The organism is Paenibacillus ginsengihumi DSM 21568, assembly GCF_000380965.1.
Taxonomy (GTDB): Bacteria; Bacillota; Bacilli; order Paenibacillales; family NBRC-103111; genus Paenibacillus_G; species Paenibacillus_G ginsengihumi.
The window spans coordinates 21,994-48,457 of sequence record NZ_KB905574.1 but is presented as its reverse complement, the minus strand read 5'-3'; the positions used below and the strand labels follow the sequence as shown (position 1 = coordinate 48,457).

Sequence of the window (26,464 nt, the reverse complement as noted above, 5' to 3'; positions counted from 1 at the left end):
TTATTTTACTATATAGTTAATTAAATAACATATTCAACAATCATATTAGCAATATAGCCGAATTAATGTCAATAATAAATTATTATATTAACTAATAAGTTAACTATTCTTGCAGCCAGACGAGAAATGATAGAGGAATAATATAGAAAATATTTTGATTTATCCGAACTGGTGTTCTATAATTAAAAAAGCACAGTTTCTTAGTTTACCATGTACACGAAGGGAAGATTGCAAGTGCAGCTATTTTTGCTCGACAGCATTAGAACGAATAATTTTAACGACGAACGGGTGATGGAGAAAATCGGAGCGCTGTGGAAAGAGGTCTCCCGCAAGCTGGCAAGCCATCGGGATTGCATTTACGGCGTTTACTACGATTACGCAAGCGATTATAAGGGAGACTATACGCTGGGCATCGGGATCGAAGGCGATGGATCGCCCCGGCTGGATGTTCCCGATACGGAGAGCTGCCGCATTTTCAAAGTTGACAACAAGGATGCACAAGGCTTGCTGCATGCGTGGAAGCAGATTTGGGCATTGGAAGAGGCCGGCGAATTGCGCCGGGCATATACGTTCGATTATGAAAAATATTACCCAAGCGGAGAGATTGAGATTTATATCGCTTTAAAATGAACGCCGGGCCTGTGACAAGTACCGTCTCGAAGGAGGGTTAGCCCTGTGGACTGGTTTTCGGAGAGCGGCTACCCGTTTTCACCATGCTGACCCCGCAGCACCTGCTGCCGCTGCTGGTCATCGCCGGCTCGATCGCCCTGCTGTATGCGTATCGAAAGCCGCTGCGCCGCGGGATGCTGCGCCGTACGGTCCGGGTCCGCTACGGGCTCGCCGCCGTGCTGCTTGCGTTCGAGGCGGCGCAATGAGGCAAATGGAGAAGGCCCCCGCAGCTGGCGAGGTTCCTTGATCGCGCGCCCCCATTTGGAGGAAAGAATAGATCAAGATAGATAGGTATGCCGAGAAGGCATCCGCCGCCCGCATCTCCCGCCTGCCCTTATTCTCTGCCATTCCAGACTGGAGAAAGCCTGCATCCTATTCCCAGGATTCCGGCCGCTCGTCCCTGCTCTCGGCCCGGTGCCTGCGGCGGACGAACAGCGTCAGCAGCCAGATGACCGCCACGCCTCCGACAAAGCCGCCGGCATGCGCATAAATATCCACATTCGGGATGACCAGCGAATAGACGAAGCCGATGATGACGATGATTCTTATCGTTTTCTTCGCTTCGCCGTCGATCAGATCTTTGCGGAAGACGGACAAGAACAAATACGCGCCATACACGCCATAGATGGCCCCTGACGCGCCGGCCCCGATATAATAGTCCGGATGCAGCCACGCGCTGGCGATGTTGCCGATGACGCCGCACGCTGTATAGAACAGCATATACCTCCAAGCCCCCAGCATCCGCTCCAGCGGCGCGGCAAACACATACAATGCAAAGCTGTTGAAGAGCAAATGCTCAAACCCGACATGCAGGAATATGGAGGCGACATAGCGCCAAGGCTCGGGTCGAAGGCCGGGCAAGTCGAACATCGCTCCGAAGCGAAGCAGAGTGGCGTTATCCGTCGACGAGCCGTACCATTCCATAACCGCCATCATAACCAGCTGAAGGACGATAATTGCAGCGGTAACCGGATACAACCGAATATACTGCTTGAGGCTCTCCCTGCGTGCGAACACGGCTCTCTTCCCTTCCGGACGCCCGATTCCGCTGACGGTTTCCGGCATCCAAGCATCGATAATGGATATTGTTCCATTATAGCGGACCCGGCTTCGTTTTCCAAGAAAGGGCCGAAGCTCCTTATGCGCAGAAGTCCCCGGAAACAAGGGCGGCAGCTGAACGCGGGGCAGCAGCTGCGCCGAGCTCATGCCGACGCTGCGCCCCGCTTCCGCAATGGCCGGGTCCACCTGCGTCAAGTCGACATACGTATTGCGGATGACCGGCAGCAGCGAGTACAGGAACAGCGCAATGGCCACAGTCATAAAGCCGAGCCCGAAGACGATCATCAGGAGCACAAGCAGAGGCCAGACTCGGAAAACACCTGGATCACATTGGCTGTCGCCAGGATGACCGGGCCAGCCGCGGCCGGCGCGCGGCAAGCACGCCGGGCGGTATCGCCAGCGCCGCGCCAAGCAGCACGGAGACGAACGAAAGGATCAGATGCTCCTGAATCGCTTGAATAATGTCCCCCTGCCGTTCCGCCAAAAAAGCGAGACAAGCTCCGGCGCCCCCGTTCATTCGCCCCCCTCCCTGCCCGGACCGTGGTCCGGATTCGTCCTCCGTCGGAATGTACACCTCGGGCAGATGGCGGACGATGCTGCCTTTCGTCATCAAACCGGCCAGACGCCCGTCGCGGACGACCGGCACGTACCACATGCCCTTCTCGTTCATGAGCGCCACGGCTGCCGGCAGCGGCGTGCCCGATTCGACGACATGCTCGAACGGCTTCATAACGTCGGCCAGTGTGGCGTTTTCTTCCCGATACCGGTCCAGCACCTGGCCTCCTTTTCCATTTTAATTGGTTTGCCCCAATCCTGCGCCGATAAAACATCGCTCCGCAAAAACAGATAACGATCTTTGCGGACGCAAAAAAGACCCTGCCTGGCAGAGTCTCTACAACCGTTTCGTCCAAAATCCGCCGCGGAACGTGCGCGGCTCGTAGGAGATCACGAACGCTTTCGGCGCCAGCTCCTGAATGAGCTTCATCAAGCTTTTTTCCCGATTGCGCTTGGTCAGCACCTGCATTACGAGCCGAGGGCCGTCCTTGCCTTCCGCCGTCCAGCTGGTGACGCCGTACCCGTGCTCGCGCAGCAGCATGGGGAGACGGGTCGATTCGTAATCGACGACGATCTGCAGGATCGAGTAACCGAGCGCCAGCCATTCCTCGATCTTGATGCCGAGCCATACGCCCGCTCCCCAGCCGATACAGTAAGCGGCCAGGTTCAAAGGCTCGTCGATGTTGCTGAGCACGATATTGAGCGCCATCAAATAGACGAACACCTCAAACATGCTGATGACCGACGCCAAAATTCGCCGAGACTTCATCACCAGAATGATCCGAATCGTAAACAGCGATACGTATACGATATTCATGATGCCGATCGTCGCGACCGTTTCCAGTACGTTCACCTGTCCATCTCCCTTCTCGCGGCGCTAATCCGTGACGCCCCGGAGACAATTCGTGAAGCATTGAAGCTCCCTGTCGGGAACACGCCGCCGGAGTAAACGGGCTTGGGCAAAGCTTTTCCGCATCCCTGCCTTCTGTTACAATAAGCCTGACAATCATTCAATCCTTGAAAGATAAAGCGAGGAGGTCGCTATGGCCAGGAACCGCCGATTAATCACCGATCAAGATATGCAGGAAGCCATGGAACGCCAGACGGCCGTTCGCGTATTTCAGAACGACCATGTCGTCGATTCGGGCGGCGTGATCGTTCGCTTCGATGACCAGACCGTCGTCACCCAGGCCGGGGTGAGCGAGATCAGCTATCATGACCGGACGTTATGCGAGTTTTTCGAGATGAAAAGCAAGTAACGGCGGCCGCACACAGCAGCCTTCCCCGGGCCGCAGGGCCGGCCTTCTCTTGCGGCTCGGGAGCTTCGCCGAAGCGGCCGAAAGCGCAGGCCGGTTACGATTTTTTGCGGCAAAGATAGACGAATGCCGGCGGCAAATTGTACGGTACGAATTGAATCGCTTCGATATCGAATTGCCGGCTCAGCTGCCGCTTCATCTGCAAAGAGTATTGGAAAGCGACGAAATATCCGCCTGGGCGCAGCGACTCCTGGATTTCCTCCATAATCCGGTCCCTGACCGGCTGGGAAAAATTAAAAAACGGCAGCCCGCTAATGACGACGTCCAGATAAGGTATGCCTTCCACACTCATCGCGTTCCTGATTTGACTGGCATCGGCATAGCAGGGGAATCCCGGATATTTGACAAGCAGCCGTTCGCGCAGCTGGGGGTCCTTCTCGAACAGCATCACGCGCACCTTCCCTCCCGCCGCTTGCCGCGGACACGACGTAATCGCGCCGGTGCCTGCGCCAAGCTCCGCCGCATGCTCGACCTTATCCCAATCAATGCCCTTCACCATGGCCGCTGCCAAGTATTTGGTGCTCGGTGTAATGCTGCCGATTTCTTTGGGCGATTGAATAAATGTATTGAGAAAGCGGATTTTTTCTTGTACCAGCTCGCTCAGCTTGGACATTCGCCATACTCCTTCATCACCTAATATTTTTTAAAATACCCAGCGGCGTTTCATTCTATCTTGAAAATTTGGCGGTATACGCCGACAAAATTTCAATACCGCAGGTGACGACCGATGACGATAGGAAGCGCTCGTCATAGGCGTCTCTATCTCGCAGCATACTAATGTTGGTTACGTTCGTACAACGGATAGCGGGCAGCCTACAGACCTTAAACCCGCAAGCCGGATAAGTGTCGTCCCCTAACGCATGCCCTGCATCGCTTCTATACAATTCGGCGCGGCGTCGCCGTTCAAGACCGCCTAGGGAAATATCGTTCGAGCAGATCGCCTCCAAGCACGACGCACCCGCTATACAGGCGCCAAGCCCCGTTCCGATCGCGCATCAGCTTGCCGGGAAGCTGGCGCGGCACCTCCATCACATGGAAGCCTCCTTTCTCTCATTCCAAATAATGCGCTTTCATGTTGCGGCGGACGAATACGAATGCTGGTTTTCATCTTAATCGTTCACATTTTTTATAATTCCCTCTCCCATCGCAATACTCCTCTCGCCCTTCAAAAAAAAGAAAGCCGCATGGCGCGGCTCCATGCAGCTCTTCAGTAACGCACGCCCGGCTCCAGCATCGTCACCGTGCCGGCATACGAGTTCAATCGGACGACCGCGCCAATCGGTATGGCCGCTTTAAAACGCCCGTGGCCTGTAGCCATATTGGTGATGAGCGGCTTGCCGAGCGGAAGGATCACTTCGCGGATCAGCTCGCTGTACGACACGCCGTACGCTTCCGGGCAATCGCTGCACTCCCCCATAATGATGCCGACGCATGCGGCGAACTTGCCGGCCAGCCGCAGCTGCTCGATATAGCGGTATACGGTATTGATCGGCTCGTGAACTTCTTCGAGCAAAAGGATGCAGCCGGTCGTGTCGATCTCGTAAGGCGTCCCGAGCGTGCCGACGAGCGAAGTCAAATTGCCGCCGACGACCGGTCCGCTCACAATGCCCAAGCCGTTGCCGGCCAGCGGCATTCCTGCCGGATTGCTTATTGCGCGAGGCACCGCGGTGGAAGAAGTGATAGCGAAAAACTGCTCGAAATTGTACGGAGGCGTATCCGGTCTAAAATCGATGAGCAGCAGGCTGTGAAACGTTACGAAGCCGGCAAACTGGTACAAAGCGTTCAGCAGCACCGTGATATCGCTATAGCCGCTGACGATCTTCGGATGCAGGCGAAGGAAAGCAAAATCGAGATACGGCAGTATCGTTTCGACGCCAACGCCGCCCCTGACCGGCAAAATCATCTTGACCCGCGGATCGGCAAACATCGCCATCAAATCATCTGCCCGTTCGGCGGCCGTCCCGGCCAAAAAACCATTTTGCGCATACACATGCCGGCCCAGCACGACCTGCAGGCCCATGCTTTGCAAATATGCAATGCGGGCATCGATCACGCCTGCATCCAGCGGACTGCCCAGCGTGACGATGCCGACGGTATCTCCTCGCTGCAGAGCCAGCGGCTTCACTGCCATGATCGATCGCCTCCAAGCTAAAAAAGCTGCTGGTACTATGATATGTTGCGAAGGAGGCGAATAGCATCAGGCCGAAGGTTCAGCAAGCTTCATCCGGGGACGGCTTCGCGGATGGCGATAGTTCGCTCCGGGATCGGTTCCGGCCGGCGCCCTCCCGCAGAAAGCCGCATCAAGCGTTCGCTCTGCGCAGCATACAGTGCGACAGCAGCGCACATAAGACCGCCAGCAGCACAAGCCACGTTGCGACAGATGCAGCCGAATGAGCTATCAACCAGCCAAACAGCTCGCTCCACATGCCGGTTGCGGTCAGGATGACGGAGCCGATGCTGGATACGAGCAGACTGCCGGTGAAGAAGACGAGCATGCCGAGCCTCCCGTATCGCTGATAGACGCTGGCTATGCCGATTCCCGTAAAAAGAATCGAGAGCATGATGCCGAAAATCGTCCCTGCCTGCTGAACAGCCGGGCCGCTGTTGATGTACGGCAGCCGAAAGAAGTAGAAGTTCCACCCCCACGCTTCCGTCATCTCTTCCGCCAGAGACAGCAGCGTAAGGATCAAGGAAGCGGCGACGGAGAACAATACCGCCATCGCGGCCGTTCCGAATGTGCTTCTGGCGAAAATGTCAATCTTTATTCCGCCTATGTTTTGCAGCGTTAGGGGATGCTCCGCTAGCAGCCCCCCGAACAACGGGGCCGAACGCCTCCAGCTTCTGGTTCCCCCGCTTTCGCGGTCGAACTTCACATAAGCGGCAAATTCCGCGTTAGCGCTGCCCCTCCCCATGCCCCCTCAGGTACACGAGACGACGAATTCTGCAAAAAACGCAACATTAGCTGACTCTCTTGATTTTGCAACGTAAAAAAAGAGCCCGATTCGTACGGACTCTTCCTAAGATACATCGTATAATTGCGATCTTATTATTCCAAAAAGTCTTTCAGCCGTCGGCTGCGGCTCGGATGTCTCAGCTTGCGCAGCGCCTTGGCTTCGATCTGGCGGATTCGCTCGCGGGTGACCCCGAACACTTTGCCTACTTCCTCCAGCGTGCGCGTGCGCCCGTCATCCAATCCGAAGCGCAGCCGCAGCACATTTTCCTCGCGTTCCGTGAGCGTGTCGAGCACATCCTCCAGTTGCTCCTTGAGCAGTTCGAAGGCGGCCGCATCGGCCGGCGCCAACGCTTCGTGATCCTCGATAAAATCGCCCAAATTCGAATCGTTCTCCTCGCCGACCGGAGTTTCCAGCGAGACGGGCTCCTGGGATATTTTCATAATTTCCCGCACCTTGTCCGGCGTAATGTCCATTTCCTTGGCGATTTCTTCCGGCGTCGCTTCCCGCCCTTTGTCAAGCAGAAGCTGGCGGGCCGTGCGGTGATACTTGTTGATCGTTTCCACCATGTGCACAGGAATGCGTATCGTTCTGGCCTGGTCGGCGATCGCTCGCGTAATTGCCTGCCGAATCCACCAGGTCGCGTAAGTGCTGAATTTGAAGCCCTTCGACTGGTCGAATTTCTCGACCGCCTTCATGAGGCCCATGTTGCCTTCCTGGATGAGATCGAGAAACAGCATGCCTCGCCCGACATAACGTCTTGCAATGCTGACGACAAGACGCAGATTCGCTTCAGCCAGCCTGCGCTTGGCCGCCTCGTCTCCCTGTTCGATTCGCTTGGCCAGTTCGACCTCTTCTTCGGCGGAAAGGAGCTGGACGCGGCCGATTTCTTTCAAGTACATGCGCACAGGATCGTCCGTGCGAATGCCCGGCGGCAATGTCAGCTCGCCGCCGACATCAAGCTTCTCCTGCTCCCGGCTGTCCGCCCCCGCCAACATACCGTCATCCGGCTCGCCGCTCACTTCAATCCCAAGCTCGGAGAGCCGGTCGAGGAATGCGTCAAGCTGTTCGGGACTCGGGCCAAACGGCGCAAGCTGCTCCATAATTTCCTCGGAGGCCAGCGAGGAACGCTGTTTCCCCTGCTCTGTCAGCTGCTCCATCACCAGTTCCATCGTTCGATCGGCTTCCAATCCCGGCAAATGATCGTTCGACATCATCCAACTTCCTCTCCCCCGAAATAGTTTCCCGCTTGACAAACAGCCAATGTTGTGATAATCTATATATGAAATATATTAAACTGATTAATCATCGCAATGATTTCAATATTATAGCACGACCTTTTATGCAAAATCAAGTCATTTGTTTATTTTATATCGGACAACTTTGTCTTTCCAGGCTGCGCCTTATATGGTGCAGCTTTTTTCGTGCTTCGGGACCGTCGACATGACGCGGCTTTCAGTCGGAGAGATCATAGACGGTGGACGACTTGGATGAATGAATCATTCCCGTCAGCGGTCGCCAGCTTCGATTGCGAACATTTTGGCCGAGGACAACAGCGCATGTTTGGGCCAGGGATGTTCCAATCCATGTATATGCCCTTCGGCGCCGAACATTCTTCGAGCCTCCGATTCGCCCTGGCTTCGCTTCCCCAGAAACAACGAATACTCCCGCTGTGCGCCCCATACTACTAGAGAGAAAGCGTTAGCGGGAGATGGGAGGTGGAATCCTTGAGCTTGTGGCCTGCCAAAGGAAGCCGGGCGATCTCGATCGGGCTGAAAAGCGCACTTGTGCTCTTCGCCGGAGCGGCGATCCTCCGCTATCATCTGATCCGGCCGGACGCCGCGTCATCCGGATCGGCGGAAACGCACACAATGGCCCCGCCATTCGATATTCGCATCAGCATGGACGATTATCCGGCCCGTGTGCTGTCGCCGAGCCGTTTTACCGTCGAGCTCAGGGACGAGGCGGCGCTGCCGATTACCGGGGCCCGGATCGCGATCCGTCTGTCGATGCCGGAGATGCTGTGCGGGACCAGCGAATTTACGCTGCGCGAGCGGCAGCCCGGCTTCTATGAAGGGCAGGGGATTCCCTTCATGCCAGGGACGCAGTCCGCCGCTGTGCGCATCGCGGCGCCGGAAGGCGAAGTCGTCGTGCAGCATGCGTTTACGGCTGTGCGCTAAAGGCCGCCTTGCCGCGCTCCCTGCGGGGAAAATCCGCCGGGCGCCGCCGTCCCCGCTTCAGGCTGTAATCCATGCGCATGGCATTCAAGACGACCGTCAGCGAGCTCAAGGTCATCGCCGAGCCGGCTGCCCACGGCTCCAGCTGGCCGGCCATCGCGGCGGGAACGACCATGGCATTGTAGATGAACGCAAGCGTCAGATTTTGGCGGATGTTGCCGAGCGCCCTGCGGCTGATGGCGATGGCGTCGACAATCCCGCGCGCATCGTCGCGCAAAATTTGCACATCGGCCGCCTCCTTGGCGGCCGATGCGGCGTTGCTCACGCTGATGCCGACCGCCGCCGCTGCCATAGCCGGGGAATCGTTCACTCCGTCGCCGACAAAAGCGACGATGCGGCCTTCGCCTTGCAGCTTCCGAACGAGCTCCAGCTTCTCCTGCGGAAGGGCGCCTGCCCGAATATCCTTGAATCCGCTTTGCCGACCGATGAAGCCGGCCGTGCCGCGATCGTCTCCCGTCACCAGCAGCAGCCGCAGCCCTTGGCCGTTCAGCCGCTGCACCGCACCGGCAATGCCGGGCCTGAGCGCATCGCGGATGCCGGCCGCGCCGGCCCAACGGCCGCCAACGGCGATATGAACGACGGTCGCTCCCTGCTGCTCCCATTCGGCAATTTCGCGAAGCTGGGGGCAGCGGATGCTGCGGCTTTGCAGCAGCCTTGCGGAGCCGATCAGCAGCTCCCTGCCCTCCACGGCCGCGCTGATTCCGTATCCCGGCAGCTCCTCCATCCGCTCGGCCTCACCTAGCCGAACGCCTTGTTTCCCGGCTTCGCGGACGAAAGCGCCGGCGATCGGATGCTCCCCGTCCCGCTCCGCCGTCGCCGCGAGCCGCAGCAGCTCCCGCGCCGGCCGATCCTTGGCGACGATGCCGACGACGACCGGAATGCCTTCGGTTACCGTACCGGTCTTGTCGAACAGGATCGTATCGGCCTGGCTCAAGCTTTCCAGCGCTTCGCCGTGGCGGAACAGGATGCCGAGCCGGGCAGCCTGGCGCGAGGCCAGGAAGACGGACAGCGGCGCCGCCATGCCGATCGCGCAAGGACAGGCGCTCACGACGACCGCGATCGCATGGGAAAGCGCCGTGCCGAAGGCGCCGGGAGCGCCGCTCACGTACCAATACAAGAACGTCGCCGCCGACAGCGCGATGATCCCCGGGACGAACCAGGCCGCCGCCCGGTCCGCCTTCGCCTGGAGCTTCGGCTTCGTCGTCTGCGTCTCCTCCAGCGTGCGGACCATCTGCCCGAGCGACGTCTGCGCCCCGGCCCGCTCCACGCGAATCTCCAGCCGGCCGCGAACGAGGCGGGTGCCGGCGGATACGGCGTCGCCCGCCGCCTTGTCCTGCGGCCGGCTCTCGCCGCTCAGCGTCGCCTCGTCCACGAGCCCCTGCCCGGCAAATACGACGCCGTCCACCGGAAGCGTCTCTCCGGCCAGCACGATGGCGGTATCGCCCTTCGCGACGCGAGCGGAATCTTCCCACGTCTCCCCTTCGGGCCGCAGCACGCGAACCGACGGCGGCACCAGATGGGTCCAGCCCTCCATCCATTGCCTGACGTGCAGCCGCGCCCTGGCCTCCAGCCATTTGCCGAACCAGACGACCGTAATGATCGTCGCGCTCGCTTCAAAATAGAGCGGCGTATGGCCATGACCGCTCACGGCCGCTCCCGCCGGGTGAAAAACAAGATAATGGCTGTACAAATAAGCGGAAAGCGTCCCGAGTGCAATCAGCACGTCCATATTGGCCGACCCGCTGCGCAATGAGCGGCAAGCGCCCTCCAGAAACGGCCAGCCGCAAATCAGCTGTACCGGCGTAGCGAGCAGCAGCTGCATCCAAGCGTTGTGCAGGATATCGGGAACCCATAGCGACGAAGTCCACGAAAAATGATGCAGCATCGGCCACAACAGCGGAAGCGTAAACAGCAAGGAGAAGAGAAACCGCCGCTTGTAGATGCTGGCCAGGCTAACCGCTTCCTCCGGGCCTGCCGATGCCTCTTTCATCGACGCGCGAAACCCGAGCTGAGCGATCCGGTCGGCTACATCCTGGACCTTCACCCGCGACGGATCGATGCGGACATAAGCCGTCTCCATGACGAGATTGACGAACACAGAGGCGACGCCGTCCATTTTTTGCACATTCTTCTCGATGCGGTTTGCGCAGGCCGAGCAGGTCATCCCCGAAACCTGCAGCGTTAGCCGCTCCAACTCGGGCGCGGTATTCATTGTGCATCACTCCACATCCGTATAGAGGGACATCCCCTATCACCATATGGAGCAAGCCCGAGTTTTATTACTCTTCCCGCGGCGTCCCCGGCTTCGTACGGCGCAGGCAGCCTGCGAAACGTGGCAGCATTCGCTTGGCGCGGAATCGGACCGGCGCGGTTGGCCGGCCCGTCCGCTTCCAGGCCCGAATCCCGCTTGCCGCTTGCCTGGCGATGATTTTGCAGCATCCGCCTTTCCCGACTTTTAGCCTGTTCTGAATTTTATCTTGTTCCGACTTTTAGCCTGTTGCCGACTTTTAGCCTATTCCGACTTTTAGCCTGTATGATCCTGTATTAGCCTATATTAGCTCGGGCCGCCCTTCAGCGCCGCCGCCAGCCATTCAAACGACTTCCGGCCGCTAACCTCATGCTTCCCTTCAAAGAAATCGCTTTCAAATCGATCTGCCGCTTCCATCTCCGCATAAATCTCCTTAAGCTGGCGGACCGCTTCGCGGGCCGTATTTGCGGGAAAAATCGGATCGCCGATGCCAGCCTCGATAAACAGCGCGCGCGGCGCGATCAGGCCGAGCAGATCCGGCATTTCCGCGTGCTGCAGGATGCCCGGGATATAATTACACAGGCAGTGGCGCATCGCCAAAATGCTCCCGCGATACGTATTGCCGTATATGCCGACGACGGAAGCCTTGATGCGCGAGTCCAGCGCTGCCGACAGCGAAGCGACCGTGCCGCCGCCGGAATGGCCGATGTTGCCGAGCCGCTCGGCATCGACCTCGGGCCGAGATGCCAAATAGTCCGCTGCCCTCATCGCCTCGTATGCGCGCAAGCCGGCGGTCGTCCGCCCCGTCATTAGCAGCGAGACCGACAGGTTATAGCAGGAGTTGCCAATCGTTGGCTCCTTGACAAGATCACGCTCCAGCTTGCGGTCCCCGAACCCGACGACCTCCGGCGCGATGACGACGAGGCCTCTGCGTGCCAATTCCAGCGCGATGTTATCCGACAGTTTGCCCGTTGCCGGCCGCGGACTGCCGTCCTCCTGAAGTCCGACGACCGACCGGCTGCCGTATCCGTGCCCATGCCATAGCAGCACGCCGGGGGCCCGCTCCCCAGGCTTCAACGCTTTCGGAATCATGACGTAAGCCGGCATCCTCAGTCCGCCGAACGTCGCGAATTCGACCCGTTCGCGAACCGCCTCCTCCAGCTCGACCCTCTCCAGAAGAACCGGCTCAAACGGCTCCCCGCCCCCTGGCGAATATTCGAACTCTCCAAGCGCCTGCTTCAGCTTCTCCAGCAAGCGGTCCCTCCCGTCCTTCCAGGAGCCGCTCTCTTCTTCCCTTCGGCGCTGCAACTCGTCATATATCCGCTCCAAATAACCATCCGGTTTCACCATCAAGCTTTCGCCTCCTTGTGAGATGACACCCCCATTATAATCGCTTGCTTCAGGAAAATATACCCTTTTGGCTGCCTTCCGAAAACTGCAAGCGGGGACGGCTGGACAGTCCCTGTATTCCGCGTTAGCGCACAACTTTGTCTCCAGCTTCGCCCTCCCCCGCGACGTTGGGGTATGAAGCGAAGCAGAGCGGCGACCCAAGCGGCCAAGTCGGCAGCCCATTGCCGCCACAGCAAGCCGCTGCTTGTACCGGCCGCATCATGCAACAGAGCATCTTTTCCGCAAAATGTATAGCTCAAACCGCAAGGCATGGCCTAGGCAGCATAAAGCGAGGCATCGCGGTACGGAAAAGCTGGCCGGGAACGAAAAGCGGCGCCTTCTGGAACCTTCCGGATTGCAATATCATCTCTAACGCTTGTGACAAACGCTATTTTGCTGAAACGTAGCCTCCTGGAAATGTAACGAAACTGGGTAGCGCTATTTTGTCCAAAACGCTGAATCCGGTCGCCAAAAATGCCAAATAAGGCCGCTCACTTGCTTTAGGAGCGTTTCGAGTGAAATAAGCTCTCTGGCTGGCGTTAGCCAGGCCAAAAGCCAAACGAAAGCAAGCGAGCCGCGCGAGTCGCCTTTGCTTTTGCCGCGACCCGGAAGCAAGCCGAGCAATCCGCCTTTGCTTTTGTCGCGAGTCCCGGCACACTTCCGATGGACCCCCTCACAGACTGGCAGCTTCTAGCCATTCTTCCGTTCTTCGCGCCCCCGGAAAGTTGGCGAAAAAATCCTTACTCTCGGCAAGGCATACTTTACTGCGGCGGGATGCTCAATCGACGGCCCCCGAAAAGTAGCGGTCGAACTTCGCGTTAGCGTTCGAGCTGCGCGCTAGTTGTTCGAGTTTCACGTTAGCAGTCGAACTCCGCGTTAGCACGCCCCCTCCCCGGGCATATGAGCGGCAAATCCTGCAAAAAATGCAACATTTTCATTATATTTCGGGCCGGAGGAAGGGGAAAGTTGTATTTTGTACAACAATTTGGGCGCGATGGGCTTCAAACCGAGGCACATCGCCCAAATTGTTGCACGTTCTACAACATTACGCCGTAAATAGGGTTTATCTCCCGGTTTTTGTTGTACAAAATACAACATTCGCTGGCTCTCTTGAAAATAGCGCCGGGCCCGCGGCATATTTTCATCATCTGATGGTGCTGCGCGAGCGGAATGGGCGACTCTCTCTTGAAAATTTGGCGGTAATCCACAAGGCCAAAATTTCAACACCGCAGGTGACGTCCGATGACGAGAAGAATCGCTCGGCATAGGCGGCTCTCCCCGAAAATTTGGCGGTAATCCACAAGGCCAAAATTTCAACACCGCAGGTGACGTCCGATGACGAGAAGAATCACTCGGCATAGGCGGCTCTCTCTGCGGCGCCTTACTCGCACTTCGCTTGAAGCCTTTAGCGAAGTTAAACTTTCCGCAGCGTTCAAATTAAAGAAGCCCTGCCGGCATACCGGATTCGGGCTTCATCGATGACGAATGATTACTTCGTCCTAATATAGACGGTCTGGGTAGCCTGGTCCCAATCGACCTCCGCGCCGAGCGACTCGCTGATGAAGCGAACCGGCACCATCGTGTAGGAATTGACGAGCTGAGCCGGCACCTCCAGCGGCTTCGCGACGCCGTTCACCGTCGGCTCCGTGCTGCCGATCTGCAAATAGATCGTGACGTCCCCTTTGACGGCCGTTACGGAGCGTTCCGTGTCGTTCCAGGTAATCTTCGCTCCCAGCTTCTCGAAGATGGCCCGCATCGGCACCAGCACGCTACCGTCCTTGTTGACCGGAGGCTGCTCGAACCGCTGCAATTCGCCGTCGATGACCACCTTGATCTTATCGAAGCTGATGACGAGCGGCTTGATCGCAAGCTTCCCGCCAAAATGGCGTTCCCGGATGCTCATGATTTCATCCAGCGAGCTTGCCCGCTGCTCCAGCACCTTCCCGACAGTCTCATCCCGCAGCTCCGTCAATTTCCGCTGCGTGTCCTGCTGCGTCTTCTCCAACGAAGCGACGGATTCAGCGCGGATTTCCTGCAGCCTCTCCTCGCCTTCGGTGAGCACCGCGTTCATCTGCTGCTCCGCCTGGGCCCGCGTCAGCTTACCGATCCGATATTTCCACATCGTGCCCCCGCTATAGCTCGGATTGGATTCATTGCGAAGCTTCCACATGGCGGAGTTGGAATAGTTCGGATTCATTTGGTTGCTGTAGTTCCACATCGTGCTGCTGGAATAATGGGGATTGAGCTCATTATGATAATGCCACATCAAAGACGAGTTGTAATTTTCGTTAATTTGCGTATGAAAACGCCAATGCGTGCTCGACGTGTAATTTTCATTGGCTGCCGTCGCGTATTTCCACATAGCGCCCGACGTGTAATTCGGGTTGATCTGCCGCTTGTAGACGTTCAAAGGTTCCTTATAGGTGCGGCTGGTGTATTGATCTGACAAGCTGGCGTGGTCTCGTCCCAGCAAATCCGCGAGCGCGTCCAAATCGTCCTTGACCAGCCGGTTGAACGTTTCCTGCTCGTCATGAATCTGCTTGTAGAACGCATCGTAGGCCTCGGTAAATTTTTTCTTATCCGCTTCGTAAAGATTGCGGTACTTGCTTTCCAACTCGTCGTAACGCCGCCCGATCTCCTCGATGAACGAATCGTTGGCTTTGGCCGCATAGGCCTGCGGGGCCGGCCAAGCCGGGACAAAGGCCAGCGTCAGCGCGCAAGCAAGCACAGCGCCCGTGATCAGTCGTCTTGTTCTTTTCATCTTACCCCTCCTGGATGTCTTATACGAAATGGATATGATATCCAAGAGGAGCTAATTCGCGATAAGGAGGCAGATTCCTTTTGGGATTGGCAAAAATGAATCCGCAGACTCAAGGCGGCAGGCCGAAATTCCTAGGAACAAAATCTGACGATGCGAAAGGGGCCTTCAAACTGCGGATGCCCTGCTTACATGAAAGGGGTCCACGTTCTTTTCTTCCAACAAGTCCTCGAACTTGTCAGCTCCGTATTGAACAAAATATTCGCACTCCGCCTGCGAAATATAAAAGGCCAGCAGCATTCTGCCGTCTTGATCCTCGCTGTTCGTATGCACAATGCGATATTCCTCCGGGAAAGCATACGGTTCAGTAAAATAAATGGCGCTTTTATCGTATTTTTGCACAAAATCTTTATCGAGCCTTTCAATGCCGCTTACCGCGATCCCCCTGCCTATTGGCATTTTGTTAGCGATACAAAAAAATAAGGCGCTGGCCAGAAGGTATCCGGTGCTCCGAAAAGCCCCATCGACGACCATGGAAACCTCGACATTGGCCCCCACGATATCCTCATACTTACAAAATCCAAGCGAGTTGTAGACCAGGCATTCTGCAAAAACATGCTCATACTTCAATATCTGTATACTTGGCATCTCTGCAGTGCTTCTGAACACCTCTCGGTCAACAGGCTCGCTTAAAAATTTGCTGTAATGGTCGTAGTAGAGTTCGCCGTAGTTAATCATCCTTTTGCTCCTTTACAAGATGACAGGACGCTGGTGCCATGGGCCCAAGTCATGGGAAGCAAGCAGGCCGCTAGTCGATCCTTGCCCCATAAGAGCGCGCGAACAAGACCGCCTGCTGCTCATCAAGCCGCGCTCCGCGAATATCAAGCTGTGTAAAATCGACCCCGTCTACCTTGGCTCCCCTTAGATCCGCACCGGCCACCCGCGCCCTGCTGAGCACGGCGCGGCTTAAGTCGGCATCCCGAAGATCGGCTTTCTCCAGATTGCAATCGGACAAGTCCGCCTCCGTGAACCGGACTCGGCGCAGCTTCTGCTTGCTCAGATTGGCATGCCGAAGATTGGTGTACGACCAGTCTCCCCCTTCGATCGCGATCCCGTCCAGCTTCGCCTTCGCAAAATCCGAGCCGACCGTCTTGCATTCGGCGAAAGTGGCGATGAACAGGTTTGCCCCTGCAAACAGGCAGTTCGTGAAAGCGGATCGGCGATACGTCGAGGCGTTCAGCGCTGCGCCCGTGAAATCACAGTGAGTGAAGATGCAGCCCGATGCAACCGCCTCGTCCAGATGAGCCCCGCGAAAAACGCACTTCGTGAACGTGCAGCCATCCCATGCCCATTCCCGCAAATCTGCGCCGCTGAAATCAACCTCGATGTACTCCCTGCCAGCTACCTTATTCATGATCTATACGCCCTCGCTTTGCGGCCATGATGAATTGCGCGAACATGTCGCCTGTACCCTGTACTATAGAACAGACCCGTTCATTGTAACACACGGCTGCACAAAGAGGAAACATACGTTCCTGGCGAAACGGCAAAATACGTAAGACGCGCGCGCTTTAGCCAAACATGGCAAGCTCCAGCCGGGCGAACCTCCCGGCCGGACCTTTGCGCTCCCCGAGCCTCTGAGAACCTGCGGCTGCCAGTCGACAACGACGGTGCCGACACCGCTGGCTGGCGTCGTATAGCTGTGGTTGGCGCCGCCTTCCCGGGTGACAGCCGTGCCGTTCTTTTGATGAATTTGAACTCTAGCTCGGTTCCGGCAGGCACGCTGACATCATAGGACCAGGCCGGGCAGGCGGCGATGATCTGATTGAATAACGGGCCGATCGCCTTGTTCGGGTCCCGGCCCCCAAGCTCCGCCGTGTTGCCCGTCAAGTAGACATTCTCGCCGTATACGGTGCTGGCGTTGTTCCTGTCAAATTAACAACAAATCCGCGATTTCCATCTGACTGAGCTGCTCCTGGCCGGGGGCTATTGCGCCAATAACCGGATCGCTTCGCTGGCGCGATCCGCAGCAGCGTGCAGGATGGCATAGCCAAAGGCAGGAAGAGCAATCTGGATCGCTCCCTCGTCTGTCCGAACATGGGCGATGCTGCCCGCGTCTTGCCACAGCCCGCTCTGCCCGCCGGCCTGGACAATGACCGAGCAGGCGGTCTCGTCATTGTTCAGCAGCAGGAGGAAGCGGTCGCGGGCGTCGTGCCGTTCATAAGCGAGCAGCTGCGGATGCCCGGGAGCCTCCAGAAAGCGAAGGCCGCTGCCGCGCAGCGCTGGGTAAGCCTTGCGCAGGGCGATAGTGCGGCGGAAAAAGTCCAGCAGCTCGCGATCCTGCTTCGCGGGGTCCCACTCCATGCATTTGCGGTTGTAGGGATCATGCTCGCCGTCGAGGCCGATCTCGTCCCCGTAGTAGATGCAGGGCACTCCCTGAAAAGTCAGCTGGAACAGCACGGCCAGCTTCATCAGCCGCTTGTTGCCCCCGCACAGCGTCAGCAGCCTGACGGTATCGTGGCTGCCCAGCAGATTGAAGGCCGCCTCGCTGACCTGCTGCGGGAAGCTGGCCAGCTGGGCATTGATGCACTGGGCAAATTGGCTGGCGTTGGTGCGCCTTCTGGCGAAGAAATCAAGCACGATATTGGTGAACGGGTAATTCATCACGGCGTCGAACTGGTCGCCCTGAAGCCACGGCATCGCATCGTGCATAATCTCCCCGACCAGATAAGCCTCCGGGTTCACCTTCTTGATCTCCCGGCGGAACTCGCGCCAGAACTGGTGATCCACCTCGTTGGCCACGTCCAGCCGCCAACCGTCCAAACCCAGCTCGCCGGTCCAGTACCGGCCGACCTCCAGCAGATAGGACTTGACTTCCTCATTGCCCGTATTGAGCTTCGGCATCCTCGGTTCGAAGCCGAAGGTGGCGTAGCTCGGGATGCCATTTTCGACCTTGAGCGGCCATTGCTCAATATGAAACCAGTCGGCATAGCGGGAGGCGGGGCCGTTCTGCTGCACATCGACAAACGGCGGGAACATGCTGCCGCAATGGTTGAACACGCCGTCCAGCAATACGCGGATGCCCCGCGCGTGGCAAGCATCGACCAGCTCCTTCAGCTTCTCTTTCGTGCCGAAATGCGGATCGACGAGCATATAATCGCGCGTATCGTATTTGTGATTGGTCGTCGCAGCGAACAACGGATTGAAATAGATCGCGTTGACTCCCAAATCGGTGAGATGGTCCAGATGGTCAAGCACCCCCTGCAGATCGCCGCCAAAAAAATTGCTCGGGCTTGGCACGCCGCCCCATTCCAGCACCCCTTCCGGGTCGATGGACGGGTCGCCCTTGGCGAAGCGTTCGGGGAAAATCTGGTAAAACACAGCATCCTTGACCCATTCCGGCGGGGAGTGAACATCCTCGGGGCTTAGATAAGGGAAATCAAACAGCCCCTCATACCGAATCCTCGGCGGCTTGTCGAAGAAGCCCTTCTCCAGAAAATAGACCGTCTCGCCCGCTTCCTCGTGAAGGGCAAAATAATAGACGAACCGCCGAAACCGCGGCGCGACAGAGGCTTGCCAGTAATCGAACAGGCTGTCTGAAGCGAACCGCTCCATGGCGACGGTCTCGTTGTATTTCTCCCAGCTGTACTTGTCGCCGCACACCAGCTCCACCCGTGCTACATTGCCGCGCTTCGTGCGCAGCCGGATATGCGCCGTCGATTCGTTATACGCATAGGACCAGTTCAGCCCGATGCGATGGTATACCGCTTCCAACATAATCATCCATAATGTCCTCCTTCAGGCATGAAAACGCAAAAAAGGTCCAACCTCCAAACAAGCCGAGGTTGAACCCGAAAGTTGCATTGCCTTTAAATTTTCTTCATCTTACCACACCGTTTCCGCGATGGCAACCGCCTGACGAACCGCTTTGCGAACAGCTTTGGGAGCGGCCGCGGCAGATGGATATCGAGCGTATGAGCAAGTAAAATAGCGAAAAAGCGAGATACCGCAAGATAACAAAGGAAAGACAAGCAAATTTCGTGACTGCAGCAGTTTGCAAACGTTTTTATAATTGCAGTATGATGATGGCAAGCAAACGGTTATCCATCGCCTATGATAATTTAAAGGCAATGTATCCGAAAGGGTACAACCTCGGCTTATGCTGCGGGTTGTGCCCTTTTTTGCATTCGCGCCCGCTGCCGGTTATGGATAGCGTGTGCTTATGCCAGCAGCGCATCCTGCTCAAGCGGACACGGCGTGCGCATGAACCGCGCATGCGTCACTAAATGAAAAAAGTAGGGGTGGTTGTACGATGAGAAAAACGCCGAAGGAAAGATGGACATTCAAGCGGATCGGTCTGGCGATGCTGCTCGCGATGTCTGCCTGCAGCGGCAGCGAAGGGGGCCATACGCCGGAGGGTACAGGTCCCGGGAACGCTGGAAGCATGGGCGTGGCGTCGGCAGGAGAAGAAGAATTTGCTCCGGAGCAAGGAGCGAAGCTGGTCGTATGGGAAGCGAAGGAGCAGCTGGAGTATATGCGGCAGCTCGCGCAAGCTTTTGAAGCCGAATACGGCATTCCGGTTACGGTCGAGGAGCTGGCTGGCGGCCAGCAAGGCGGCCGCCTGGCGACAGACGGCCCGGCCAAGCTGGCTGCGGACATACTGACGCTGCCCCATGACCAGATCGGTCAAGCGGTCAAGGCGGGATTGCTACTGCCGAACGATCTGTTCGAGGAGGAGACGCGCGCATCCATGGTTAAAGCGGCTTTGGAGGCCTCGTCCTATGAAGGAGTGCTGTACGGCTATCCCAAATCGGTGGAAACCTACGGATTATTTTACAACAAGAACCTGATGCCTGAAGCGCCGAAAACATGGGAGGACGTGATCGAGTTTGCCAAAGCCTACAATGATCCGAAGCAAAATAAATACGCGATCATGTGGGAGTTCGTCGGCTATTACACATATCCGTTCATCGGCAGCTTTGGCGGATATATTTTTGGCGATAACAATACGAATCCTGAAGATATCGGGCTTAACAAGGAAGGAACGATCAGAGGCTTCACCTTCCTGCAAAGTCTGCGCAGCATTTTGCCGATGAAGGCAGGCGATGTGACCTACGATGTGAAGACCCAGCTGTTCCAGGAGGGCAAGCTGGCCTTGAATATCGACGGCCCATGGTCGGTGGCGGCCTTCAAGGACAAGGTCAACTTCGGCGTCGCGCCGCTGCCGGCAACGCCTGACGGCAAGCCCTCGCTCTCCTTCTCCGGAGTGAAATCGTATTATGTCAATTCGTACAGCAATTATCCGATCGCGGCGCGGATGTTTGCGCATTTTGCCAGCAGCAAGGAAAATCAGCTGAAAAACTATAGGATGACCGGAGCGATTCCGGCCCATATCGAAGCCGGAGAAGCGCCGGAGCTGCAGAGCGACCCGATCATGAGCGGCTTCTTCCAGCAGTTCCAGCAATCCATCCCGATGCCGTCGATCTCTGAGGTCAATTCGGTATGGGACCCGCTCAAGGCAGCGTTCATCTCCGTATGGGACGATCCGAGCCTCGATGTGAAGCAGACGCTCGACCAGACTGTGAAGACGATTCAAGCGGATATTTACAGGAAGTAACATGGAAGGGGGTTAACGGAATGCAGCATCGGACAAAAGCCGTTATCCTTTCCATCCTCATGATGGGTCTGGGACAAATCTATCATCGCCAGTATGGAAAAGGACTGCTGCTGCTGGCCGGTTATGCGGCCGGGATTTACGGTATCGCGTTTTATCTGAAGGATTACCTATACGGCTTGATTACACTGGGGGTCGAGCCGAGCAGGATGGTCAAGGCAGGCAAGCTGACCAAGCTGGTGGAGGGCGATCACTCGATCTTCATGATGGTGGAAGGCCTGATGGCGCTGCTGGCCCTCCTGCTGTTTGCAGCGGTATATTTGCTAAATGTCCGGGATGCTTACCTGGTCGGACGCTCGCGCGACCAGGGGGTGCCGCCCCATCGTTTTTATGAGTCGCTGCGGGAGCTTAACCGCAAGCACTTTGCCTATCTCGTGCTGGCGCTGCCGGCAGTGTCGGTGCTGTTCCTGACGATTTTGCCGATTATTTTTTCCATCCTGCTCGCTTTCACCAATTATGCCGATCCGATTTTGCCGCCGGCCCATCTGGTCGACTGGGTAGGCTTTGACAATTTTGCCAAGATGGTCAATCTGAACGTATGGAGAACGACCTTCGTCGGCGTGTTGACCTGGACGCTCACCTGGGCCGTCATTGCCACTTTCACCACCTATGTCGGCGGCGTCCTCGTGGCAGTGCTGATTGAACAGCCGGGTATCCGTTTCAAGAAGCTGTGGCGCACGATGCTGATCATTCCCTTTGCGATCCCGAGCATGATCTCGCTGCTTGTGATGCGCAATATGTTCAACAGCCAGTTCGGTCCGGTGAACGTTTATTTGCAGGCAGTTGGCCTGAAGGGGCTGCCGTGGCTGACAGACCCGTTCTGGGCCAAGGTGACGGTCATTCTGGCCAATATGTGGCTCGGCATTCCGGTCACGATGATTTTGGCGATCGGCGTGCTGACGACGATACCCAAGGATTTGTACGAAGCGGCGGAGGTGGACGGAGCGGGAGCGTTTCAGAAGTTCCGGATGATCACGATGCCGATGGTGCTGTATGCGACAGCGCCTGTTCTGATCATGCAATTTGCCGGCAATATGAATAACTTCAACGTCATCTATCTTCTGACGAGCGGCGATCCGGTCAACGCCAATTACCAGTATGCCGGCCATACTGACCTGCTCGTGACCTGGCTCTACAAGCTAGCTCTTAACCAGTCGCAGTACAGCTTCGCATCGGTGATAGGCATCATCATTTTTCTGCTCGTAGCGGCATTCTCCATCTGGAGCTACCGCAGAACCCGTTCCTATAAAGAGGAGGACATGATCGCATGAACCGACGGACAGCCGCCAGGACGAAATTAACGCTCAGCTACGCTCTGCTGGTGATGCTCAGCTGTATCAGCCTGTTTCCGGCCTTCTGGATTGTGATGTCCTCGTTTAAGACGGGCAACAGCCTGTTCAGCGAAACGCTGATTCCGCGCGAATTTACTCTCGAGCATTACCGCAATTTGTTTCAAAATACGCATTACCCGGTATGGTTTATGAACACGCTCAAGATTGCCGCGCTGTCTACGGTACTCGGCACCTTCTTGCTGCTTCTTGCCTCCTACGCCATCTCCCGATACCGGTTTGCCGGCCGCAAAACGACCTTGTCCACGCTGCTGGTGCTGCAAATGTTTCCGGGCTTTATGGCAATGATCGCGATCTATGTGCTGCTCAACGCTATGAATCTGCTCAATTCCCACTGGGCGCTCGTCCTCGTCTACAGCAGCGGAGCGATCGTAACGAACGTCTTTGTGGCCAAAGGCTTTTTCGATACGATCCCGCGCAGCCTGGAGGATGCGGCGCGCATCGACGGCGCAAGCCATATGACCCTGTTCTTCTTCATCATGATTCCGCTGTCGCGGCCTATGCTGACTTATGCCAGCCTGATGATCTTCAATGGCAGCTTCGTCGATTTTATTTTTGCCGAGCTGGTGCTGCGCACGGAGGAACAGCGGACGCTCGCCGTCGGATTGTATCAGATGGTAAGCCAGCGCAATTCAACCGAATTTACTTTGTTTGCTGCCGGGGCGGTGCTGGTCGCGCTTCCGGTGACGCTGCTGTTTCTGTTCCTGCAGCGCTTCCTGGTCGAGGGCCTCACTGCGGGAGCTTCCAAAGGATAGCTTAAACAGGTAACGAAACGGAACGGGCGCTGCTTGGCCCGATACGCTGAATCGGGTAGCCAAACATGCGGCATCAGGCTGCTTGCCAGCGTGACAATGCCAGAATCGATCGTTTTGAGCGGCAAAAAAGCGGTGCCCGAAAGCGGCACCGCTTCTTGTTCTATCGCACCTGTCACAGCTGCTCGAGCCGATGCTGATACTTCTGGATATCACCCGCTCCCATGAAGACGAGAACGGAATCCTCGTAGGACAGCAAGTCGGTCACGGAGTTCTCCGAGATGAGCTTCGAATTCGGGATGCGGTCGCGCAGCTGTTCGATCGTCACCCCTCCCTGCTGCTCGCGGGCGGAGCCGAACACCGAGCAGAGGAATACGTCGTCGGCGCCCCTGAGCGAGACGGCGAAGTCGTCCATCAGCTTCTCCAGCCTGCTGAAGGTATGGGGCTGGAATACGCCGACCAGCTTCTTGCTCGGGTATTTGCTTCTCGCTGCCTCCAAGGTCGCTTTAATCTCCGAAGGATGATGCGCATAATCGTCGATCAGCACATTGCTCCTCCATTCCTTCTCCGAGAAGCGCCGCTTGACGCCGGCAAACGTCGCCATCCGCTCCCTGATCTCCTCGATCGGCAAATCCAGCGTCAGCGAAGCGCCGATCACGGCCAGCGCGTTGAGCACGTTGTGCCTGCCATAGACGGGAATCGTGAAGCGCTCCAGCTTTTTCCCGCGCCAATACGCGTCGAAGGTGACGCCCTCGCCCCCGACCGCAAGCCCGCCGGCCGTCAGCTCATTGTCGTCCCCGAAGCCGTAATGAAGCAGTCGCTTGCCTGTGGCCATCCGGCGAACTTGCCCGTCGTCGCCGCAGACGATGAGCTGCTGCCCGACAAGGGAAGCCATCTCCTCGAACGCGCTGCGGACGTCGTCTATGCCGCTGAAATAATCCGGGTGATCGAAATCGATATTCGTAATGACCGCAATATCCGGTTTATAGGCAAGAAAATGTCTGCGGTATTCGCAGCTTTCGAATATAAACAGCCGCGCGTCCTTCGCGCCGCGGCCTGTACCGTCGCCGATCAGGCTGCATACCGGCCGCGACGCTCCCAACGCATGGGCCATCATGCCCGTCGTCGTTGTTTTCCCGTGCGACCCGGTGACGGCAATGCTCGTGTAATCCTTCATCCATTGTCCCAAAAAATGATGATACCGCTGCACCGGAAGGCCGGACAGGTGACAGCGGGCAATGGCGGGATGGCGTTCGTCGAAGGCGTTCGAAGCGATGACGGTCATGCCCGGGGACAACGGCGCTTCGCCGAACGGATACATCGGAATGCCGCGCTTCTCCAGCGCCGCTTGCGTAAAGATGGACGATGTCACATCCTCCCCTTGCACGGAATGGCCGAGGTCGTGAAGAATCTGCGCAAGCGCGCTCATGCCGCTGCCCTTGATGCCGATTAGATGATAGTTGGCCATGTTAGCGGGTCCTCCCTTACGGATTCTCATCATGTCAATAGTATATGTCGCCATGGGAAAATGTGCTTTTGCCCAGAAAGCGTTTGACTGAAATTATACCGAATTCGGCGCGCGATTTCCAATGGGGCCCATCCTGCCGAGCGCAGGGATTGCAAGCCTTGGTTGGCCAGCTGCCTTGCAAACGGCCCGTTCAGCTCGCCGGAAGCCGCATACTGCTCGATAAGCTGACGGATGACCGTCAAATTCGTCTCGGTGCGAACCCGAAGCTCTTCGCCGGCGCGGAAGCGGCCCCGCTCTCGTCCCTGGCCACGACGTAAAACCGGTATTCGGTATCGGGAGCGAGCCCCTGCACGGTATAGACAATCTCCGTCACGGAGGAATATACCGAGTCCGTCACTGATGCGTATTGCCGGCCATCCTTATAAATGTCGTAAGTGACGCGGGAGCCATGATCCGCACCGCTCCGGCTCCAGGCAAGATCGACGGACGTATCCGTCACGCCGGCCGCTCTTTGGTGCCGCCGATTCCTCCGTGCAGCATCGGCATCGTCTCGCTCGCGGACGTTCCGTTGTCGGCAGCGGCTGCCCGCTTCATCGAGACGCTGCCATAAACTCGCGCTGCTCACCGCGCCAGGCCCTGCAAGACGGCGGCCGGCCGAATAAGCTACGGCTGCCGCTCAGCCAGGGGCAGACCGACGGCGGCGCCGCAGCGCATACATCCCCAGCATCGCCAGCGGCAGCAAGAGGCCGAACGTGAAGTCCAGAAACGGCCAAAAACGTACGATCACGTCGTTGTAGTAGATAAAGTTGGGCACGCTTGCCCTCGACAGCGCAAGCAAAATCATGGCGAAGGGAAGCGTCAGCACCCGATAGTTTTTCAGCTTCAGCCACTGGGCAGCCCCAAGATTTATGGCATAGAAATAAAGCGCGGTCTTAAAAAAGATCGTCACAAACCACATAAATGCAAGAATGGCTTCCAATCGCTCCAAAAAATCGCCGATGCTGATTTTTTGCGCCAGGTTATAGGTCGAGAAGATCTTCATCACCACAAGGGTAGGACCAAGCACGAGAATCGACATCAGCAGGATAATGAGCAGAATCATCCCGCCGATGAAGGCGCCGGTGAGCAGCGGCTTCATTAAACTCCCCTGCCTGGCGACCGAAGGAGCGATCACGAGAAAGCAGAGCAGCTCCGCGAACGGATACGCCATCAAAAACACGGAGCCTTCAACGACCGGCTGCCAGCCTTCGGCCAGGATCGGCAGCAAGTTGTCCGCCTGGATATCCGGCAGCAGAAAAATAATCAAGAAAGAAAACAGCAAAACAAACCACGGGAACAATAGCTCGCCTGTGCGTGCTGTCGTCTCAAGGCCAAGCCTGACCGCAAGAACGATGACTGCCATGAATAAAAGCTCGACGGCCGCAACCGGTGTTTCCGGCATAATTTGCGTCGTCATCACCCCGCCGATCTCCACCAGGAACGAGATGATTTCATAGCCGAAATAAATTAATAACAGCAGCCCGATCACCGAGCCGAGCTTTGTTCCAAACAGGCTGCGCGCGTACTCGATCGGCGATTGACGGGGAAATTTGTCCGCCAGCATGGCCATGAGCCCGACCATTGCAAGTCCAACAGCCAGGCTGATACACATGGAAATCCAAACATCCTGTTTGGCGTCGCTCGTCGCTATGGAGGGAGCGATCAGAATGCTGTCCCCGACGGTGGCCAGAATGACCATCATCATGAATTGCCGGGAGCTGATTTGTCCAATGGTCTGCATACCGTTTTCACCTCTTTTCATGACAGCAAGCTTTTGTACCATTCATATACGGGGGTATACACAACCACCAACAGCTCGAGCGGGTTCGGCAAAGCAAAGCGCAGCGCCCGCGCCCCGCACAGCGCGGTTCCCGCCAGCAAAGCCAGGGTGAATACAACCATCTCCTTCTTTAGTCGGTTTCTCAGCATCACGGGCAGCTCGATGGCGGCAATGATTGCGGCGGAGGCAATCACGCCTAAGAAGGCGGCAACCGTCACCT

26 protein-coding genes and 1 pseudogene are annotated in these 26,464 nt (G+C 57.0%); 7 read left to right on the top strand and 20 right to left on the bottom strand.

Annotated elements, in window-relative coordinates; translation table 11 throughout:
- Nucleotides 1-234 precede the first annotated feature (234 nt).
- Both F591_RS0114635 and F591_RS31480 read left to right on the top strand, forming a co-directional pair.
- On the top strand, nucleotides 235-630 hold the full coding sequence (locus F591_RS0114635) for a GyrI-like domain-containing protein (protein WP_019535369.1): 396 nt from the start codon (nucleotides 235-237) through the stop codon (nucleotides 628-630).
- 83 nt (nucleotides 631-713) lie between these two features.
- Nucleotides 714-875: a hypothetical protein gene (locus F591_RS31480; protein WP_019535368.1), complete on the top strand. Its 162-nt coding sequence runs from the start codon at nucleotides 714-716 to the stop codon at nucleotides 873-875.
- A gap of 166 nt (nucleotides 876-1,041) precedes the next feature.
- Here the strand turns inward: F591_RS31480 and F591_RS0114625 are convergent, their stop codons facing one another.
- The 3 genes from F591_RS0114625 to F591_RS0114615 all read right to left on the bottom strand — a co-directional run bounded on the left by F591_RS0114625 (nucleotide 1,042) and on the right by F591_RS0114615 (nucleotide 3,136).
- Entirely contained in the window at nucleotides 1,042-2,013 is a 972-nt protein-coding gene (locus F591_RS0114625; RefSeq protein ID WP_019535367.1) for a rhomboid family intramembrane serine protease, read from the bottom strand.
- A gap of 40 nt (nucleotides 2,014-2,053) precedes the next feature.
- Nucleotides 2,054-2,503 (bottom strand): CBS domain-containing protein, encoded by a 450-nt coding sequence (locus F591_RS0114620; RefSeq protein WP_019535366.1) that lies wholly within the window; start codon nucleotides 2,501-2,503, stop codon nucleotides 2,054-2,056.
- Nucleotides 2,504-2,620: 117 nt separating this feature from the next.
- Nucleotides 2,621-3,136, bottom strand: a complete 516-nt coding sequence (locus tag F591_RS0114615) for a DUF2179 domain-containing protein (protein ID WP_019535365.1) — start codon at nucleotides 3,134-3,136, stop codon at nucleotides 2,621-2,623.
- 190 nt (nucleotides 3,137-3,326) lie between these two features.
- Between F591_RS0114615 and F591_RS0114610 the strand changes: the two genes are divergently transcribed.
- The gene (locus tag F591_RS0114610) at nucleotides 3,327-3,542 is read left to right on the top strand and encodes a hypothetical protein (RefSeq protein ID WP_019535364.1); all 216 of its coding nucleotides are present in this window, start codon (nucleotides 3,327-3,329) and stop codon (nucleotides 3,540-3,542) included.
- Between the two features lie 94 nt (nucleotides 3,543-3,636).
- Here F591_RS0114610 and F591_RS0114605 read toward each other — a convergent pair whose 3' ends face one another.
- The 5 genes from F591_RS0114605 to rpoD all read right to left on the bottom strand — a co-directional run bounded on the left by F591_RS0114605 (nucleotide 3,637) and on the right by rpoD (nucleotide 7,764).
- Nucleotides 3,637-4,212: a class I SAM-dependent methyltransferase gene (locus F591_RS0114605; RefSeq protein ID WP_019535363.1), complete on the bottom strand. Its 576-nt coding sequence runs from the start codon at nucleotides 4,210-4,212 to the stop codon at nucleotides 3,637-3,639.
- 290 nt (nucleotides 4,213-4,502) lie between these two features.
- Nucleotides 4,503-4,631 carry a hypothetical protein gene (locus tag F591_RS33295; protein ID WP_281166702.1) on the bottom strand — a complete coding sequence of 43 codons (129 nt, stop codon included), beginning with the start codon at nucleotides 4,629-4,631 and terminating at the stop codon, nucleotides 4,503-4,505.
- A gap of 175 nt (nucleotides 4,632-4,806) precedes the next feature.
- A complete protein-coding gene (locus F591_RS0114595) occupies nucleotides 4,807-5,730 on the bottom strand; it encodes a S66 peptidase family protein (protein ID WP_019535361.1) in 924 nt (307 codons plus the stop codon).
- A gap of 169 nt (nucleotides 5,731-5,899) precedes the next feature.
- Nucleotides 5,900-6,511 carry a hypothetical protein gene (locus F591_RS0114590; RefSeq protein WP_019535360.1) on the bottom strand — a complete coding sequence of 204 codons (612 nt, stop codon included), beginning with the start codon at nucleotides 6,509-6,511 and terminating at the stop codon, nucleotides 5,900-5,902.
- A 134-nt stretch (nucleotides 6,512-6,645) separates the two neighbouring features.
- Nucleotides 6,646-7,764 carry an RNA polymerase sigma factor RpoD gene (gene rpoD / locus F591_RS0114585; protein ID WP_026326626.1) on the bottom strand — a complete coding sequence of 373 codons (1,119 nt, stop codon included), beginning with the start codon at nucleotides 7,762-7,764 and terminating at the stop codon, nucleotides 6,646-6,648.
- 513 nt (nucleotides 7,765-8,277) lie between these two features.
- On the opposite strand from rpoD, the gene F591_RS0114575 reads away from it, so the two are divergent.
- The gene (locus F591_RS0114575; RefSeq protein ID WP_026326625.1) at nucleotides 8,278-8,730 is read left to right on the top strand and encodes a hypothetical protein; all 453 of its coding nucleotides are present in this window, start codon (nucleotides 8,278-8,280) and stop codon (nucleotides 8,728-8,730) included.
- Here the strand turns inward: F591_RS0114575 and F591_RS28175 are convergent.
- The 8 genes and pseudogenes from F591_RS28175 to F591_RS0114545 all read right to left on the bottom strand — a co-directional run bounded on the left by F591_RS28175 (nucleotide 8,714) and on the right by F591_RS0114545 (nucleotide 18,965).
- Entirely contained in the window at nucleotides 8,714-10,999 is a 2,286-nt protein-coding gene (locus tag F591_RS28175) for a heavy metal translocating P-type ATPase (RefSeq protein ID WP_019535356.1), read from the bottom strand. The two genes, F591_RS0114575 and F591_RS28175, sit on opposite strands and share 17 nt — an antisense overlap.
- A 342-nt stretch (nucleotides 11,000-11,341) precedes the next feature.
- The gene (locus tag F591_RS0114565; RefSeq protein WP_019535355.1) at nucleotides 11,342-12,385 is read right to left on the bottom strand and encodes a dienelactone hydrolase family protein; all 1,044 of its coding nucleotides are present in this window, start codon (nucleotides 12,383-12,385) and stop codon (nucleotides 11,342-11,344) included.
- Between the two features lie 915 nt (nucleotides 12,386-13,300).
- On the bottom strand, nucleotides 13,301-13,690 hold the full coding sequence (locus F591_RS33410; protein ID WP_156829581.1) for a hypothetical protein: 390 nt from the start codon (nucleotides 13,688-13,690) through the stop codon (nucleotides 13,301-13,303).
- A gap of 223 nt (nucleotides 13,691-13,913) precedes the next feature.
- Entirely contained in the window at nucleotides 13,914-15,185 is a 1,272-nt protein-coding gene (locus F591_RS0114560; RefSeq protein ID WP_019535354.1) for a stalk domain-containing protein, read from the bottom strand.
- A 165-nt stretch (nucleotides 15,186-15,350) separates the two neighbouring features.
- Nucleotides 15,351-15,920 carry a suppressor of fused domain protein gene (locus F591_RS0114555; RefSeq protein WP_019535353.1) on the bottom strand — a complete coding sequence of 190 codons (570 nt, stop codon included), beginning with the start codon at nucleotides 15,918-15,920 and terminating at the stop codon, nucleotides 15,351-15,353.
- A 70-nt stretch (nucleotides 15,921-15,990) separates the two neighbouring features.
- Entirely contained in the window at nucleotides 15,991-16,596 is a 606-nt protein-coding gene (locus F591_RS0114550) for a pentapeptide repeat-containing protein (protein WP_019535352.1), read from the bottom strand.
- Between the two features lie 234 nt (nucleotides 16,597-16,830).
- Nucleotides 16,831-17,108: pseudogene (locus F591_RS32845) on the bottom strand (carbohydrate-binding module family 20 domain-containing protein); the annotation flags it as partial.
- Nucleotides 17,109-17,168: 60 nt separating this feature from the next.
- Entirely contained in the window at nucleotides 17,169-18,965 is a 1,797-nt protein-coding gene (locus F591_RS0114545) for a glycoside hydrolase family 13 protein (protein WP_019535351.1), read from the bottom strand.
- A 529-nt stretch (nucleotides 18,966-19,494) separates the two neighbouring features.
- Between F591_RS0114545 and F591_RS0114540 the strand changes: the two genes are divergently transcribed.
- From F591_RS0114540 to F591_RS0114530, 3 genes are read left to right on the top strand one after another with little or no spacing between them, the layout of a single operon-like run.
- Complete coding sequence (locus F591_RS0114540; protein WP_019535350.1) at nucleotides 19,495-20,799, top strand: sugar ABC transporter substrate-binding protein; 1,305 nt, start codon at nucleotides 19,495-19,497, stop codon at nucleotides 20,797-20,799.
- 20 nt (nucleotides 20,800-20,819) lie between these two features.
- A complete protein-coding gene (locus F591_RS0114535) occupies nucleotides 20,820-22,127 on the top strand; it encodes a sugar ABC transporter permease (RefSeq protein ID WP_019535349.1) in 1,308 nt (435 codons plus the stop codon).
- Nucleotides 22,124-22,960 (top strand): sugar ABC transporter permease, encoded by an 837-nt coding sequence (locus F591_RS0114530; RefSeq protein WP_019535348.1) that lies wholly within the window; start codon nucleotides 22,124-22,126, stop codon nucleotides 22,958-22,960. The genes F591_RS0114535 and F591_RS0114530 overlap by 4 nt, the downstream gene beginning before the upstream one ends.
- Nucleotides 22,961-23,132: 172 nt before the next feature.
- Here F591_RS0114530 and murC read toward each other — a convergent pair whose 3' ends face one another.
- From murC to F591_RS0114505, 4 genes are all read right to left on the bottom strand, one after another.
- Nucleotides 23,133-24,425, bottom strand: a complete 1,293-nt coding sequence (gene murC, locus F591_RS0114525; RefSeq protein ID WP_019535347.1) for a UDP-N-acetylmuramate--L-alanine ligase — start codon at nucleotides 24,423-24,425, stop codon at nucleotides 23,133-23,135.
- 238 nt (nucleotides 24,426-24,663) lie between these two features.
- The gene (locus F591_RS0114520; RefSeq protein ID WP_019535346.1) at nucleotides 24,664-24,924 is read right to left on the bottom strand and encodes a fibronectin type III domain-containing protein; all 261 of its coding nucleotides are present in this window, start codon (nucleotides 24,922-24,924) and stop codon (nucleotides 24,664-24,666) included.
- Between the two features lie 177 nt (nucleotides 24,925-25,101).
- A complete protein-coding gene (locus tag F591_RS0114510) occupies nucleotides 25,102-26,205 on the bottom strand; it encodes a GerAB/ArcD/ProY family transporter (RefSeq protein WP_019535344.1) in 1,104 nt (367 codons plus the stop codon).
- 17 nt (nucleotides 26,206-26,222) lie between these two features.
- Complete coding sequence (locus F591_RS0114505; RefSeq protein ID WP_019535343.1) at nucleotides 26,223-26,462, bottom strand: hypothetical protein; 240 nt, start codon at nucleotides 26,460-26,462, stop codon at nucleotides 26,223-26,225.
- Between the last annotated feature and the right edge of the window lie 2 nt (nucleotides 26,463-26,464).

Excerpts from the sequence above, each read along its gene's own strand:
- F591_RS31480 (WP_019535368.1), top strand. The coding sequence starts at position 714 with ATGCTGACCCCGCAGCACCTGCTGCCGCTGCTGGTCATCGCCGGCTCG.
- F591_RS0114625 (WP_019535367.1), bottom strand. The coding sequence starts at position 2,013 with ATGATCGTCTTCGGGCTCGGCTTTATGACTGTGGCCATTGCGCTGTTC.
- F591_RS0114610 (WP_019535364.1), top strand. The coding sequence starts at position 3,327 with ATGGCCAGGAACCGCCGATTAATCACCGATCAAGATATGCAGGAAGCC.
- F591_RS0114605 (WP_019535363.1), bottom strand. The coding sequence starts at position 4,212 with ATGTCCAAGCTGAGCGAGCTGGTACAAGAAAAAATCCGCTTTCTCAAT.
- F591_RS0114595 (WP_019535361.1), bottom strand. The coding sequence starts at position 5,730 with ATGGCAGTGAAGCCGCTGGCTCTGCAGCGAGGAGATACCGTCGGCATC.
- F591_RS0114590 (WP_019535360.1), bottom strand. The coding sequence starts at position 6,511 with ATGGGGAGGGGCAGCGCTAACGCGGAATTTGCCGCTTATGTGAAGTTC.
- rpoD (WP_026326626.1), bottom strand. The coding sequence starts at position 7,764 with ATGTCGAACGATCATTTGCCGGGATTGGAAGCCGATCGAACGATGGAA.
- F591_RS28175 (WP_019535356.1), bottom strand. The coding sequence starts at position 10,999 with ATGAATACCGCGCCCGAGTTGGAGCGGCTAACGCTGCAGGTTTCGGGG.
- F591_RS0114565 (WP_019535355.1), bottom strand. The coding sequence starts at position 12,385 with ATGGTGAAACCGGATGGTTATTTGGAGCGGATATATGACGAGTTGCAG.
- F591_RS33410 (WP_156829581.1), bottom strand. The coding sequence starts at position 13,690 with ATGCCGAGCGATTCTTCTCGTCATCGGACGTCACCTGCGGTGTTGAAA.
- F591_RS0114560 (WP_019535354.1), bottom strand. The coding sequence starts at position 15,185 with ATGAAAAGAACAAGACGACTGATCACGGGCGCTGTGCTTGCTTGCGCG.
- F591_RS0114555 (WP_019535353.1), bottom strand. The coding sequence starts at position 15,920 with ATGATTAACTACGGCGAACTCTACTACGACCATTACAGCAAATTTTTA.
- F591_RS0114550 (WP_019535352.1), bottom strand. The coding sequence starts at position 16,596 with ATGAATAAGGTAGCTGGCAGGGAGTACATCGAGGTTGATTTCAGCGGC.
- F591_RS0114545 (WP_019535351.1), bottom strand. The coding sequence starts at position 18,965 with ATGATTATGTTGGAAGCGGTATACCATCGCATCGGGCTGAACTGGTCC.
- F591_RS0114540 (WP_019535350.1), top strand. The coding sequence starts at position 19,495 with ATGAGAAAAACGCCGAAGGAAAGATGGACATTCAAGCGGATCGGTCTG.
- F591_RS0114535 (WP_019535349.1), top strand. The coding sequence starts at position 20,820 with ATGCAGCATCGGACAAAAGCCGTTATCCTTTCCATCCTCATGATGGGT.
- F591_RS0114530 (WP_019535348.1), top strand. The coding sequence starts at position 22,124 with ATGAACCGACGGACAGCCGCCAGGACGAAATTAACGCTCAGCTACGCT.
- murC (WP_019535347.1), bottom strand. The coding sequence starts at position 24,425 with ATGGCCAACTATCATCTAATCGGCATCAAGGGCAGCGGCATGAGCGCG.
- F591_RS0114510 (WP_019535344.1), bottom strand. The coding sequence starts at position 26,205 with ATGCAGACCATTGGACAAATCAGCTCCCGGCAATTCATGATGATGGTC.